This window comes from Pseudarthrobacter sulfonivorans (assembly GCF_024391045.1).
Lineage (GTDB): Bacteria > Actinomycetota > Actinomycetes > Actinomycetales > Micrococcaceae > Arthrobacter > Arthrobacter sulfonivorans_B.
Map to the genome: position 1 here is coordinate 57,732 of NZ_JANFCZ010000002.1, position 13,727 is coordinate 71,458.

The following is a 13,727-nucleotide window of genomic DNA, read 5'->3' on the forward strand; positions in this document are numbered from 1 at the left end:
CGGACCATCTCCACTAGGCTTGAATGCATGTCTCAAGCACCGCAGGACCAGATCGCCCCACTGCTGACAAGCGAGGGGTGGGAGCTGCTGGCATCGCTGGGGCCCTACCGTGAGGACTCGTCATTCGAGCTGAATTCGACGCTCCGCAAAGCCGGCCACTCCCCCGAGCTCGTCTCGGCCGTACTCACCCAGTCCAGGCTGCGCACCAAGGCTGAGGCCAAGTTCGGGGAGTTCGCCCGGAGCATGCTGTTCACCCAGGCCGGCCTTGAACAGGCCACCCGCCTGAACGTTGCCGCCCGGCACGCGGAACGCTTCGCGCAGACGGGCATCCAGCATGTGGCGGACCTTGGCTGCGGACTGGGTGCGGACTCCCTGGCCCTGGCGTCGATGGATCTCACGGTCACGGCAGTGGAGATGGACGAAACCACCGCCGCGTGCGCCACCGTCAACCTCATCCCGTTTCCCAACGCCACGGTGGTGCATTCCGATGCCGCCTCTGTCTCCTTGGACGGGATCGACGGCGTCTGGCTGGATCCGGCCCGCCGGACCACCTCCACCTCGGGGACCAAACGCATCTGGGATCCAGAGGCGTTCTCTCCGCCGCTGTCCTTTGTGGAATCGCTCGCAGCCACCGGCCGGGCTGTCGGCGTCAAAATGGGTCCCGGCATGCCGCACGAGTCAGTCCCCGCCGGTTGCGAGGCGCAGTGGGTCTCCGTGGGCGGAGACGTCACCGAGGTGACGCTCTGGTTCAATGCGGTCAGCCGGCCCGGAATCCGACGTGCTGCCTTGCTGCTCGGGCCGCAGGGTGCCGCGGAGCTCACCAGCACTGAGGATTTCGACGGCGGTCCCACGGCTCCGGTGGGTCCGGCAGAGGGCTACCTGTACGAGCCCGATGGTGCGGTGATCCGCGCAGGCCTGGTGGCCGACGTCGCGCTTGCACTGGGTGGGCACCTGCTGGACGAGCACATCGCGTACATCTGCGCTCCGGATCTGGTGGACACCCCCTTCGCCCGGGCCTATAAGGTCCTGGACGTGATGCCCTACAACGTCAAGGCGCTCAAGGCCTGGGTCAAGGACGAGGGCATCACCGTGCTGGACATCAAAAAACGCGGCACGTCCGTTACCCCCGAGGAACTGCGGAAGCAGCTGCTGGCAGGCAGCAAGGGCGGCCGGGCCAAAAAAGGCGGCGCTAAAACAGCCACCCTGGTCCTCACGCGGATCGGCGAGGACCGGGTGGCCATCTCGGTGGAGCCAGTTACTGTGCCCGCATAAAGTCCTCGGCGGCCCGGACCTGCTCGTCCGTGGGGCGCACTCCGGTGTAGAGGACAAATTGCTCGAGCGCCTGGATGGTGGCCACCTCGGCGCCGGTGATGACCTGCTTACCAGCGGCCCGGGCGGCCCTGATCAGGGGCGTTTCAGCTGGCAGGGCGACCACGTCGAACACCACTTTCGCGGCGGCGATGGCGTCCTCCGGGAAGGACAGGGAGTCGGCCTCGGGACCTCCTGCCATCCCAACAGGGGTCACGTTAATGATCAAGTCCGCCGTGCCGCCGTCGAGCGCTGACCGCCACTGGAAGCCGTACTGCTCGGCGAGCGCCCGGCCGGTGTTTTCGTTCCGGGCAATCACGGTGACGTCCTTGAAGCCGGCATCGCGCAGGGCCGCGACGGTGGCCTTGGCCATCCCGCCGGCGCCCTGGACCAGCACGGAGTAGTCCGTGGGCACGGCATTGGACTGGAGCAACTGTTCAATGGCCGTGTAGTCGGTGTTGTAGGCCTTGAGATGACCGCCGGTGTTCACGATGGTGTTGACCGAATCGATGGCCTTGGCCGACGGGTCCAGTTCGTCCACCAGTGCCATGACGTCCTCCTTGTACGGCATGGACACGGCGCAGCCGCGGATCCCCAGGCCCCGCACGCCGGCGATCGCCTGGGCCAGGTCCGTGGGGGCAAACGCCTTGTAGATCCAGTTCAGGTCCAGCTGGTCGTAGAGGTGGTTGTGGAACCGGGTCCCGTTGTTGCTGGGCCGGGCCGACAGCGAGATGCAGAGGGTCATGTCTTTATTCAGAATGGGCACCCTCCCATTTAACCCGTCTCCCCCAACTGACTGGCAGATAACGCACTGAAATGCGCGAATGACGACGTTAAGTGCGAGTCAGTTGGTCGGGTCAGGGGCAGCCGGTGCCTGCCGGGAAGCTTCCGACGGCGGCGGGCAGCTTCCCGGGGGCGGTCGCCTTGCCCGTGAGTACAGCCACCAGGGCGTCGAAGGCGCCCGCGGTCCTGCCGTAGAGGGCAATCTTGACCGGCGCGCTGGAGCCCGCCAGCGGCCAGGGCGCATCGAGGGTCACGGCAATGTCACCACCGGCCGGGCGTCCCCCGTAGCCGACGAGAGTCACCAAAGGGCCCTGCCCGATGCTGAGCCCGGCCTTGGCCGCCGCCGCGGCGAACCGTGCCCGGTCCTGGTCCGAACCCCCGGCGATCCGGACGCCCCCGGCGGCGATGGGTCCGGCGCAGGGTCCGGACAACACCGTCACGGCCGCGGCGGAGACCCGCGCTGATGTGTCGCCGCTGCTGCCCGGGGCGGCACCCTGCGGTGCGCCGGCGGCTGCGGCGGTCCGGCCGCGCCAGGTCAGCATCGTGGCAACCCGCGTTGCTGCCTCATCCAAACGCGCCGCCGGCACGGTCCCGGCGGCCACGGCAGCCACAATGGCGGCGTGGGCCTGCGCAACGTCGGCCGGCATCAGCAGCAGGTCCGCACCGGCGGCGAGCGCGGCCGGAGCAGCAGAGCCGCCAGGATATTGCTTCTGGACCGCACCCATATTCAGGGCGTCCGTCACCGCCACGCCCTTGAACCCCATGCCCCGCAGGGCTGCGTACGTGGGTGCTGATAACGACGCCGGGACGCCGGGTTCCAGCGCGGGCACCGCGATGTGCCCCGTCATGACCATGGGCACGCCGGCGGCGACCGCTGCATGGAACGGCTTCCAGTCGCGGGCTTCGAGGTCGGCGACGGAGGCGGGCTGGACCGGCAGGGACTGGTGCGAGTCCACGGTGACCGAGCCGTGGCCGGGGAAATGTTTGAGGACGGGCAGCACGCCAGCCTCCTGCATCCCCCGGGCGAGTTCCACTGCCAGCTGCCCGGCCTGGTCCGGGTTCCCGGACAGGGACCGCGCCCCGATGGTGGGATCCGCCGGACCGATCGTCACGTCCGCGTCCGGCGCGAAGTCAAGGTTGAAGCCCAGCGGCGCGAGCTCGGAGGCCATGGCCCGGCCGGCATCCTTTGCCAGCGGCGCTTTGCCGGCTGCACCGTAGCTCAGGGGCGTGGGCCATTCGGTCAATGGTGCGCCCAGCCGGGCCACGATCCCGCCCTCCTGGTCCACGGCGATCAGCCCGCGCCAGGGCCTGCCGTCGGCGCCGGTGGCCTGCGAAAGCCGTTGGTTCACCGCCGTCATGGCTGCGGGGTCCGCCTGGCCGTTGGCGCCCAGCGGAATGTTGTCGCCCATGATGATGGAACCGGCGAGGTGTAGCCGTTCAATGGTGGCGGCCTGGCCTGCCGGATCAGTCCCCGCATAGGCGGGCAACAGCACCTGGCCTGCTTTCTCTTCCACGGTCATGGCCGCGACCGCGGCGGCGGCAACATCGTGGTCCTGCTGTTCCGGGCCCCAGCCCAGCGGGCTCAGCTTCGGGTCAGGTGAGGGCGACGCCGAAGGAGGCGCCGGCGTCGGGCGTTCTGACTCTGAAGGTGGCGCAGACATTGCGTCACTCGCGGAGGCCGGCGCCGAGACTGAAGGATCCGGCGCTGAGCCTGAAGGATCCGGCGCTGCGGCCGGGCCGGCCGGACCGGCAGTGCAGGCAGCCAGCGCTGTTACCGCGGCAGCAGCTGTAAGGAAGAGGGTAATTTTGTGAATACTGTCACGGGTCCGCACGAACAAAGCCATCAACTCGATGCTACCCCTGCACTAGACTGAACGCGGCGCGCGCCAACGGACAACCGAACAGTTAGGAACGCATTTGAAGATTGATTTCGCTTCATCGAAGCAATCAACTCTTGGTGTGGAATGGGAACTGGCGCTGGTGAACGGCCAGACCGGCGAACTGGCATCGGTAGCCAACGAGGTGCTGCGCGGCGTTGTAGCCAAACACCCCGAACTCAACGAAGACGACGAACACCCCCACATCAAGCAGGAGCTCCTCCTGAACACGGTGGAACTGGTGACGGGGATCTGCCAGACCGCCGGCGAAGCCAAGGAAGACCTCAGCAGGTCACTGGCCGCCGTCCGCGAAATCACCGATCCCATGGGCGTGGAGGTCTTCTGCGCCGGCAGCCATCCCTTCAGCCCGCCGCAGCTGCAGCCGGTCACGGACAAGGCCCGCTACGCCAAGCTGATCGACCGCACCCAGTGGTGGGGCCGGCAGATGGTGATTTACGGTGTGCACGTCCACGTCGGCCTGGACCGGCGCGAGAAGGCCCTGCCGGTGCTTGACGGGCTGGTCAACTACTTCCCGCATTTCCAGGCGCTCTCGGCGTCGAGCCCGTACTGGGGCGGTGAGGATACCGGGTACGCTTCACAGCGCGCCCTGATGTTCCAGCAACTGCCGACGGCGGGCCTGCCCTTCCAGTTCAAGTCCTGGGAGGAATACGAATCCTATGTCCAGGACATGTTCACCACCGGCGTGATCGACACCCTGTCCGAGATCCGCTGGGACATCCGGCCGGTCCCCAACCTGGGCACCATCGAGATGCGCATCTGCGATGGCCTGGCCACCCTGGAGGAAGTGGGCGCCATCGCCGCCCTCACCCAGTGCCTGGTAGATGAATTCTCCACCACGCTGGACGACGGCGGGACCATCCCCACCATGCCGCCGTGGCACATCCAGGAGAACAAGTGGCGTGCCGCCCGCTACGGCATGGAAGCCATCATCATCCTCGACGCTGCCGGAAATGAAATGCTGGTTACCGACCATCTGATCGAAACCCTGAACCGGTTGGAGCCGGTCGCGGCGAAGCTCGGTTGCCCTGACGAACTGGCCGACGTCGAGAAGATCATCCGCCGGGGGGCCGGGTACCAGCGCCAGCGCAGGGTGGCCGCCGAGCACGGCGGGGACCTGCGGGCCGTGGTCCTGGACCTGGTCAAGCAGATGCGGAACGGCCCGACCGGCTAATCCCCTCCCCTTGCTCTATCAGTTTTGGTCGTCAAACCGCTGGTTTAGGGACCAAAAATGATAGAGCAAAAGCGGGCCGAGGACTGTCGGCTTCCACGACCCGCAGAACCTCCGGGCCACCGAACCGCTCGACAATCACGCGCTTCATGGCTCCAATCTTTCGCGCGCTGCGGCGTTGAGGTAGGGCCGTTGGACCCGCAGAGGCGTCAGGCGGGCAGCGACACCGCTGTGACCGGCATGGAAGAGTCCGGGGCGAAGCGGATGCCGCTCGGCCCGATTCCCGCCATCACCAATTGCGCGCCCAAGGCCGCCACCATGGCACCGTTGTCCGTGCACAGATCCAGCGGCGGCACATGCAGCCTGATGCCGGCGGACGCGCAGCGTTGGCCCGTGAGCTCGCGCAGCCGGGAGTTGGCGGCCACTCCCCCGCCCAGCAACACGTCCTTGATGCCGTGCTCACGGCAGGCCAGCACCGCCTTGGACGTAATGACGTCCACCACCGCTTCCTGGAAGGCCGCGGCAATATCTGCCACCGGAAGCTCCTCGCCGCGGGCTTCGAACTGCTCCACGCAACGCGCGACGGCGGTCTTCAGTCCGCTGAAAGACCAGTCGTAGCGGTGCGGGCCGGGTTCCTCGGCGGTGCCCATGTACTTCGGCTGGCTGAGCCCGCGCGGGAACCGGATGGCCTTGGGGTTGCCGGTGCGTGCCAGCTTGTCGATGGCCGGGCCGCCCGGGTAGCCGAGGCCCAGGATGCGGGCCACTTTGTCGTACGCTTCGCCGGCGGCGTCGTCGATGGTGGAACCGAGGAGCGTGACGTCGTCGGTGATGCTGTTGATTTTCAGGATCTCGGTGTGGCCGCCGGATACCAGCAGGGCACCGAGGTTTTCGGGAAGGCGCGGGGCACCCGCGGTTCCCTCAGGCGACGAAGCCGGCGACCCGCCGTCGGGCGCTGTTGCACCCCGGTGCTTTGCGCCGCCCCGGGCGCTTCCGTCCAGCAGCCCGACGCCCACGTGGGCCACCAGATGGTTGATGGCGTAGAGCGGTTTGCCGGTGGCCACGGCCAGCGCCTTCGCGGCGCACACTCCCACCATCAGTGCACCGGCAAGCCCGGGGCCGGAGGTGACGGCGATGGCATCCACTTCGTCCAGGGTCACGCCGGCGTCGGCCAGTGCCTGGCGCAGGGTGGGGACAAAGGCGTCAAGGTGCGCGCGCGAGGCGATTTCCGGGATCACGCCGCCAAAGCGGACGTGCTCGTCCATCGAGGAGGACACGGTGTTGGTGAGCAGGGTGGTGCCCCGCACGATGCCGACGCCGGTCTCGTCACACGAGGATTCGATGCCCAGCACCAGCGGCTGCGAGCGGTTCATGCCTGGCCTGCTTCCGTCGTCGGGTTGGCTTCTGTTAGCGGACCTGCCGGTAGGGGGCCTGCCGGTATGGCGCCGTCGGGCACCAGCTGCAGCCGCATGATGAGGGCGTCCATGCCGTCCCGGTAATATTTTCGCCGCACGTGGATCTGTTCAAAGCCGAAACGCACGTACAGCTGCTGGGCCCGCGGATTGTCCTCGCGGACCTCCAGCAGGACATCCGCTGCCCGGCGGCGGCGTGCCTCGTCTATCAGCCGGGTCAGGAGCGCGGACCCGATTCCCTTCCCTTCGGATTCGGGCACGACGGCGATGGTCTGGACGTCCGCGATGGGTTCGATGCACATCAGGCCGGCGTAGCCCACAATGGCGCCGCCGCTTTCCGCCACCACGTAGCGGCGCGTTTCCGGCTGGGACAGCTCGGCCAGGAACATTTCCAGCGGCCAGGCGTCGGCCGGGAACAGCCGCTGCTCGAGGACGTGGACGGCGGCTACGTCCTCGAAGGTCATGTCGCGGAAGACCACCCCCTCATTGCCGGGCGAAGTGCCGGGCGGAGTGGCAAGAGGTGTGGCGTAAGCGTCGCCGCTGGAACCGTCGGCGGCCGCGCTCACAGCGCCCGCTTCCGCGGCCCGGGGACCTGGGCGTCGGACTCCCGCAGGTAGAGCGGCGTGGAGTCGAGCAACTGCGCGCCCGAGGCGAGCCGGGCCAGGGCGAACTGGCCCAGGTACAGTGCGTCCGGCTGCTCCTTGCTGAAGCCGGGGTCGGCGCGCAGCACGTCGCCGTACAGTCCGGCGCCGGCCCCGTACGCCGGGAGGTCCGGGAGGTCCGTGGCGAAGCTGACGTGCGGGCCGTCCTCCAGGCGGGGCAGCTGCGCTTCTTCGAGGCTGTACCGGGCCCAATAGACCTCTTTGCGGCGGGCGTCGGTGACCACGAGGAACTCGGCCGCGGCATCGGTGGACTCGGCCACCTCCAGCGCGACGGCGTCGAGGCTCATCACCCCGTGCAGCGGTTTGTCCCACACAAATGCAAGCGTCCGGGCAGTCGCGATCCCCGAGCGCAGGCCGGTGAACGGCCCCGGCCCCACCCCCACGACGATCGCGTCAAGGTCCGGGCCCGTGACGCCGGCCGAGGAAAGCAGGTCCTCGATACCGGGGGCCAGGACTTCGGCGTGGCTGCGGGTGTCTTCCGTGGCGAAGCTGGCCACCTCGCCCTCGAGGGCGTCGTCGGAGACGAGGGCGGCGCTGGCCACGGCCGAGGTGTCGATGGCAAGAATGAGCATCAGGGTCTCCCTTCGAAGGCGCCGCCCAGGACGGGCCCGGCGCTCCAGCGCGGACCAAAGCCGCGCATCACAATGGTGCGCGGCTCATCGTCGTCCTCGGTGTCGAAATCCAGGATGTCGGTGTGGCCGGGGATGGGTTCCGACGCGCCCACGGCATCCAGCCCGATGGCGCGGTGCAGGTCCACTTCCAGGCGGCTTTCGCTCAGGTGCTCTACGCGGCCGCGGCCCCACTCCACCACCGTCACGGACGAGTCCATCGTGTTTTCGAGGTCGATGTCGTCAATTTCCGACGCCGACCCCAGCCGGTAGGCGTCCACGTGCACCAGGTCCGGTCCGCCGGGCCGCGGACCGTCGGGCAGGTTGGGGTGGATGCGGACCAGGACAAAGGTGGGTGAGATGATGCCGGCGCGAACGCCCAGGCCCTCACCGAGCCCCTGGGTGAACGTGGTCTTCCCGGCGCCGAGCTCGCCGGTGAGCACCAGCAGGTCCCCCGCCTGCAGCACCCCGCCCAAAGCCGCACCAAGCGCATGGGTCTGGTCCGCCGTCGTGACCCTGAGTGTCTGTTCCCAGTTGGGCAGCTCCGCCTGCGCGGGCACGCTCACGGCATGACCTTTGCGGCGTCCGGAGCCTCAGCGGCAGAGCGCCCGACGGCGGGACTTTCGTTGACGAACCGGCGCGGCACCCGGGGGCTGATCCGGGTGACGATCTCGTAGTTGTTTGTCCCGGCGGCGACCGCCCAGTCATCGGCCGTGGGCCCGTCGCCGTCCCCGCTACCGAACAGCACGGCCTCGGCGCCGAAGAGGTCGGTGCCCGCGGGGCCGATGTTGCCGACGTCGATGACCATCTGGTCCATCGCGATCCTGCCCACCACAGGGTACGTCTTCCCGGCCACGCGGACGGGCCCGCCGGTAGCCACGCGGGGAACGCCGTCCGCGTAGCCCAGCGGGATCAGGGCCAGGCTGCTGGGGCCGCTGGTGCGGTACCGGAGCCCGTAGGAAACACCCTGCCCGTCCGGGACTTCCTTGCACTGGGAGACGAGGGTGCGTAGGGTCATGGCCGGCCGGAGGCCCAGCTCGGCGGAGCTCTGGCCTTCGAACGGCGAGAGGCCGTAGATGCCCAGGCCCACGCGGACCAGGTCGAAATGCGTGTCGGGGCGGGACAGGGTGGCCGGGGTGTTGGCCAGGTGCCGGACTTCGGGGTCCACGCCGGCGTCCTCCGCTACGGCGAGCACTTCGCGGAAGACGGCCAGCTGCTCGTCGGTTTCGGGCCGTTCAGGCTCATCGGCCACGGAGAGGTGCGAGAAGATGCCCACCACGCGCAGGAGGCCCTGGTCCTGGTACTCCATCGCCTCACCCACCAGCTGGTCCCAGGATTCCAGGGTGGCGCCGTTCCGGCCCAGGCCCGTGTCCACTTTCAGGTGGATCCGTGCCGGCCGTTCCTGGTCGCGCGCGGCGGCCACAATGCGCTCCAGTTCCCAACCGGAGCAGCCAATGTCGATTCCGGCGGCCACGGCCGCGGCGAAGTTGCTTTCCGTGGTGTGCAGCCAGGCCAGCAGCGGCGCGTCGATGCCGGCCGCCCGCAGCGCCAGGGCCTCGGAGATGTGCGCCACGCCCAGCCAGGAGGCCCCGGCCTCGAGGGCGGCCCGGGCCACCGGAACCGCGCCATGCCCGTAGGCGTCGGCCTTCACCACGGCCATCACCTTGGCGGGTGAAGCCGCGCCGGCGAGCCGGCGGACGTTGTGGCGGATGGCGTCCAAGTCGATCACGGCGGACCGCTCGTATAAGGGATCCGTTCCTGAGGACGCGCTGAAGTCACCGGTTGCTGCAGGGTAAGTCACCCTAGTGATTCTAGTGCGCGCCGCGCCGCCGCAAACCACAGCCGCTGATGGCACCTACCCACGCCCGTGGTACCCGGGGCGCCGCACCGCCGTCGGGCCTTACGCGTCGGAGAGGTGCGCGATGGTGGCGCTGGCCCGGCGCTGGGCGGCCTGGGGCACGCCGTCCACAATCTCGGCGAGGAAGCCGAAGCGGCGGAGCCACTGGCTGCTCTGGCGTTCGGGCCGGGAGTTGGCGCGCTTCCACCAGTCGGCGATGTCGCCCCAGCCCGGGGCCGCCAGTGACCCGCCCACCTCCTGCACTGCCAGGGAGGCGCAGAGGTTGGCGAACCGGAGCCGGTTTCCCAGTGGCCAGCCCGCGAGGCTGCCGACAATGAACGCCGCGTCGAAGCAGTCGCCGGCGCCCGTGGGGTCAAAGGCCGTGACCGGCAACGACGGCACCCACTCCTCCTCCCCCGTTTCGGAATCGACGGCCATGGCACCCTGCGCGCCGAGCGTCACCACGGCCACCGGCACCCGGTCGGCGAGCGCGTACAGGGCGGACCACGGGTTGTCCTTCCCCGTGAAGGCCATCGCCTCGCGCTGGTTGGGCAGGAACGCGTGGAAGTACTGCAGGTTCTCCAGCCGCACCGGCGCCCATTCCCCGCTGGGGTCCCAGCCGACGTCCCCGAACAGTTTGACCCCGGCCTGGTGCGCGGCCTTGGCCCACGGTTCAATGTCGACGCCGAGCTCCGCAATGCCGGCGAGCGCTTTGGGCGGCGAGCCGATCAGCTCGGTCGCTGTCACCGGGGCAGGGTGGCCGTGCGTCACCAGGGAACGGTCGTGCTGGACACTGAGCGAGACGGTGACCGGGGAATGCCACCCCTGGACGCGGCGCGACAGGCTGAGGTCCACATGCTCCTGCCCGGCCAGGATCTTCCAGTTGTAGTCGCCGTAGCCGTCATCCCCGAAGGCGGCGGCGAGCCCCGTCCGAAGGCCCAGCCTCGATGCGGCGATGGCCTGGTTCGCCACGCCGCCGGGGCAACTGCCCATGCCCTCGCTCCAGATTTCCGTGCCCGGCTCCGGCGCGTGGGGCAGGCCGGTAAAGATGATGTCCTGGAAAACGGTGCCTGCGAGGAGAAGGTCCAGCCCGCCGTCGTCCGGTGTTCGGACGGAACACAGCGGATCAAATCGGCGGTCCGGGTTGGCGTCCATGCCCGCAGACTAGCCCCTATCGCCGCGCGGCGATAGGGGCACGCCCGCGCGACGCATACACTGCTGACTATGCGGCTCTTGATTGCCGGCGGCGGCGGGTTCCGCGTGCCCCTTGTCTACCGGGCGCTGTCCTCGGGTCCGTTCGCCGGGCTGGTCAGCGAACTGGTGCTGTTCGACGTCGACCCCGGCCGCCTCGACGCCATCGCCGCTGTCCTGCGGGCCATGCCCGACGGCGGGACTGCTGCGGGCGGTGCCATGTCCGACGGCGGCACTCACCGCAGTGCGCGGCCGCCCGCCGTCCGCACCACCACGTCCCTGCCGGACGCCCTGCGCGGGACGGACCTCGTGTTCGCCGCCATCCGCCCCGGCGGCACGGCCGGCCGGGTTGCCGACGAGCGGGTGGCGCAGGATCTGGGTCTGCTCGGCCAGGAAACCACCGGCGCCGGCGGCATTTCCTACGCCCTGCGGACCATCCCGGAAATGCTGCACCTGGCACGGCAGATGCGGGAGCTCTGCCCCGACGCCTGGCTGATCAACTTCACCAACCCGGCCGGCATGGTCACCGAGGCGCTAGTGCCGGTCCTGGGCCGCAAGGTCATCGGGATCTGCGATTCCGCCGGCGGCCTGGTGCACCGCGCGGCCCGCGCCGCCGGCGTGTCGTTGCCCGACGGAAGGCTCGACGGCGTGGGCTACTACGGGCTGAACCACCTCGGCTGGCTGTACCGGCTGGAGTCCGGCGGCCGGGACCTGCTGCCCGGGCTGCTCGCCGATCCGGCCGCGCTGGCCTCCTTCGAGGAAGGCCGGCTCTTTCCCCAGCCCTTCCTCGCGGACCTCGGCGCCCTGCCCAACGAATACCTCTACTACTACTACCAGCGGGCCGGCGCCGCCGAGGCCATGCGGGCCATGGCGGTGACCCGCGGCGAGTCCATCCACCACCAGCAGGCCGACCTGTACCCGCGCCTCGCCTCGTCCGGAGCAGACGCATACCGGTTGTGGGACGCTGCCCGCCGCTCCCGCGAGGAAGGCTACCTCGCCGAAGCCCGGACCCATGGCGAGCAGCGGGACGAGGCCGATCTCGCCGGCGGCGGCTACGAACGGGTGGCCCTGGCCGTGATGCGCGCACTGGCCGGCGGTGCGGATGGCGGCACTGCGGGCGGTTCCTCTGCAGGTGCCGGCGCAACCCAACTGATCCTCAACACCCCCAACACGCTTCCCGCCGCTCCCGCCCAGACGGCCGCCGCGGCGGACACCCCTCCGGAACCTGCCATTCCGGGACTGCCGGCGGACGCCGTCGTCGAGGTTCCCTGCACGGTAACGCCCGACGGCGCGGTGCCGCTTCCCCAGTCGGCGCCACCTGCGGAGAAACTTGCCTTGCTGCGCCGGGTCAAGGAGGTGGAGCGGCTCACCATCCGGGCCGCTACACACGGCGACCGGGCGGCCGCCGTCGAAGCCTTCAGCCGGCATCCGCTCGTGGACACACCCGGCCTCGACGCACACCGCCTGGGTGAGGAACTGCTGGCCGGGTACGAGCGTGCCTTCCCCGCGCTGGGTGCAATGTGGCGGCAGGAGTAGTGTTTTACCGAGTGGACCATAGCCGGCGCGGATGCCGCACCGGCCGCGGGAAGGAGATGCCATGACACTGATCCGCAGGGTCGCATTACTCTCCCTCCACACCTCCCCCATGGAGCAGCCGGGTTCCGGGGACGCCGGCGGGATGAACGTCTACATCCGGGAGCTGGCCGCGGCGATGGCGGAGACGGGCGTCGATGTGGAGATCTTTACCCGGTCCACCTCAGCCGAGCAGCCCGCCGTCGAGCATCCCAGCCCCGGTGTCTGCGTCCACAACGTGCTGGCCGGGCCGCCGCGGAAAATCCCCAAAGAGGAACTGCCGGCGCTGCTTCACAGCATGGTGGCCGAAATCGAGCAGATCCGCCAGCGCCAGCCACACGGCCGGTACGACGTCATCCATTCGCACTACTGGGTGTCCGGAATCGCGGGCCTGGAACTGGCCGGGCTCTGGGGCGTGCCGCTGGTCCACACCATGCACACCATGGCCAAGGTCAAGAACCTCCTCCTGGAGTCCGGCGAACAGCCCGAGCCGCGGCGCCGCGAAGAGGGCGAACACCGGATCGTGGACCGCGCAACCCGCCTGATCGCCAACACCAGCGCGGAGGCCGCGGAGCTCGTCTCCCACTACGATGCCGATCCCGGCCGGATTGACGTGGCGCCGCCGGGCGTGGACCTCAGCACGTTCACGCCCGCCTTCCGGGCGCGGTCCCGGTCGGAGCGGGGCGTCCCGCCGGAGACGTTCCATCTGGTCTTCGCCGGCCGCATCCAGCGCCTGAAAGGCCCTCAGGTCCTGCTCAAGGCGGCGGCCCTGCTGCGTGCCCGGCGCCCGGCGATGGACCTCCGGGTCACCATCCTGGGGGCGCTTAGCGGCAGCAAGGATTTCAACCTTCGGCAGCTGATCGCGGAGTCCGGACTGGACGACGTCGTCACGCACCTTCCCCCGGTCAGCGCGGCTGAGCTGGCGTCCTGGTTCAGGGCCGCCGACGTTGTGGTGATGCCGTCCTACAGCGAGTCGTTCGGGCTGGTGGCCATCGAGGCGCAGGCATGCGGAACCCCGGTGGTGGGCACCCGGGTCGGAGGTCTTTCGCGGGCCATCCACCACGGCCGGACCGGGCTGCTGGTGGACGGGCACCATGCCAAGGACTGGGCTGACGCGCTGGAGGCACTGTACGACGATCCGGACACGCGGGCCGACATGGGGCGGGCCGCGTCCATCCGGGCGGAGGACCTTGGCTGGAACCGCACCGCCGCGATCACGCTGGAGACTTATCACGCCGCCGTCGAAGAGCAACCCGCAAGCCTTCTGACCCCGGCAGTGCCGGTTCCCTAA

General features: G+C 69.3%; 12 protein-coding genes. 4 read left to right on the forward strand and 8 right to left on the reverse strand.

Translation table 11 applies throughout. From position 1 onward, the window contains the following. Positions 1-27 precede the first annotated feature (27 nt). Entirely contained in the window at positions 28-1,272 is a 1,245-nt protein-coding gene (locus NQJ30_RS01580) for a class I SAM-dependent methyltransferase (protein WP_255767982.1), read from the forward strand. Here the strand turns inward: NQJ30_RS01580 and NQJ30_RS01585 are convergent. Next, positions 1,256-2,053, reverse strand: a complete 798-nt coding sequence (locus tag NQJ30_RS01585) for a shikimate 5-dehydrogenase (RefSeq protein WP_255768192.1) — start codon at positions 2,051-2,053, stop codon at positions 1,256-1,258. The two genes, NQJ30_RS01580 and NQJ30_RS01585, sit on opposite strands and share 17 nt — an antisense overlap. A gap of 112 nt (positions 2,054-2,165) precedes the next feature. Then, positions 2,166-3,611, reverse strand: a complete 1,446-nt coding sequence (locus NQJ30_RS01590) for a glycoside hydrolase family 3 N-terminal domain-containing protein (protein ID WP_255768193.1) — start codon at positions 3,609-3,611, stop codon at positions 2,166-2,168. Between the two features lie 397 nt (positions 3,612-4,008). Here NQJ30_RS01590 and NQJ30_RS01595 point away from each other — a divergent pair, with 397 nt between their 5' ends. Beyond that, on the forward strand, positions 4,009-5,160 hold the full coding sequence (locus tag NQJ30_RS01595) for a glutamate--cysteine ligase (RefSeq protein ID WP_255767983.1): 1,152 nt from the start codon (positions 4,009-4,011) through the stop codon (positions 5,158-5,160). A gap of 206 nt (positions 5,161-5,366) precedes the next feature. Here NQJ30_RS01595 and NQJ30_RS01600 read toward each other — a convergent pair whose 3' ends face one another. From NQJ30_RS01600 to NQJ30_RS01625, 6 genes are all read right to left on the reverse strand, one after another. Then, positions 5,367-6,527 (reverse strand): tRNA (adenosine(37)-N6)-threonylcarbamoyltransferase complex transferase subunit TsaD, encoded by a 1,161-nt coding sequence (locus NQJ30_RS01600; protein ID WP_255767984.1) that lies wholly within the window; start codon positions 6,525-6,527, stop codon positions 5,367-5,369. After that, the gene (rimI, locus tag NQJ30_RS01605; protein ID WP_255768194.1) at positions 6,524-7,030 is read right to left on the reverse strand and encodes a ribosomal protein S18-alanine N-acetyltransferase; all 507 of its coding nucleotides are present in this window, start codon (positions 7,028-7,030) and stop codon (positions 6,524-6,526) included. The genes NQJ30_RS01600 and rimI overlap by 4 nt, the downstream gene beginning before the upstream one ends. A gap of 98 nt (positions 7,031-7,128) precedes the next feature. Continuing rightward, the gene (tsaB, locus tag NQJ30_RS01610) at positions 7,129-7,800 is read right to left on the reverse strand and encodes a tRNA (adenosine(37)-N6)-threonylcarbamoyltransferase complex dimerization subunit type 1 TsaB (protein WP_255767985.1); all 672 of its coding nucleotides are present in this window, start codon (positions 7,798-7,800) and stop codon (positions 7,129-7,131) included. Then, on the reverse strand, positions 7,800-8,402 hold the full coding sequence (gene tsaE, locus NQJ30_RS01615; protein WP_255767986.1) for a tRNA (adenosine(37)-N6)-threonylcarbamoyltransferase complex ATPase subunit type 1 TsaE: 603 nt from the start codon (positions 8,400-8,402) through the stop codon (positions 7,800-7,802). The genes tsaB and tsaE overlap by 1 nt, the downstream gene beginning before the upstream one ends. Continuing rightward, a complete protein-coding gene (alr, locus tag NQJ30_RS01620) occupies positions 8,399-9,637 on the reverse strand; it encodes an alanine racemase (RefSeq protein ID WP_255767987.1) in 1,239 nt (412 codons plus the stop codon). The genes tsaE and alr overlap by 4 nt, the downstream gene beginning before the upstream one ends. A 99-nt stretch (positions 9,638-9,736) precedes the next feature. Then, positions 9,737-10,828 (reverse strand): carbohydrate kinase family protein, encoded by a 1,092-nt coding sequence (locus tag NQJ30_RS01625; RefSeq protein ID WP_255767988.1) that lies wholly within the window; start codon positions 10,826-10,828, stop codon positions 9,737-9,739. Positions 10,829-10,897: 69 nt separating this feature from the next. On the opposite strand from NQJ30_RS01625, the gene NQJ30_RS01630 reads away from it, so the two are divergent. Then, the gene (locus NQJ30_RS01630; RefSeq protein WP_255767989.1) at positions 10,898-12,400 is read left to right on the forward strand and encodes a family 4 glycosyl hydrolase; all 1,503 of its coding nucleotides are present in this window, start codon (positions 10,898-10,900) and stop codon (positions 12,398-12,400) included. Between the two features lie 61 nt (positions 12,401-12,461). After that, positions 12,462-13,727 carry a D-inositol-3-phosphate glycosyltransferase gene (mshA, locus tag NQJ30_RS01635; RefSeq protein ID WP_255767990.1) on the forward strand — a complete coding sequence of 422 codons (1,266 nt, stop codon included), beginning with the start codon at positions 12,462-12,464 and terminating at the stop codon, positions 13,725-13,727.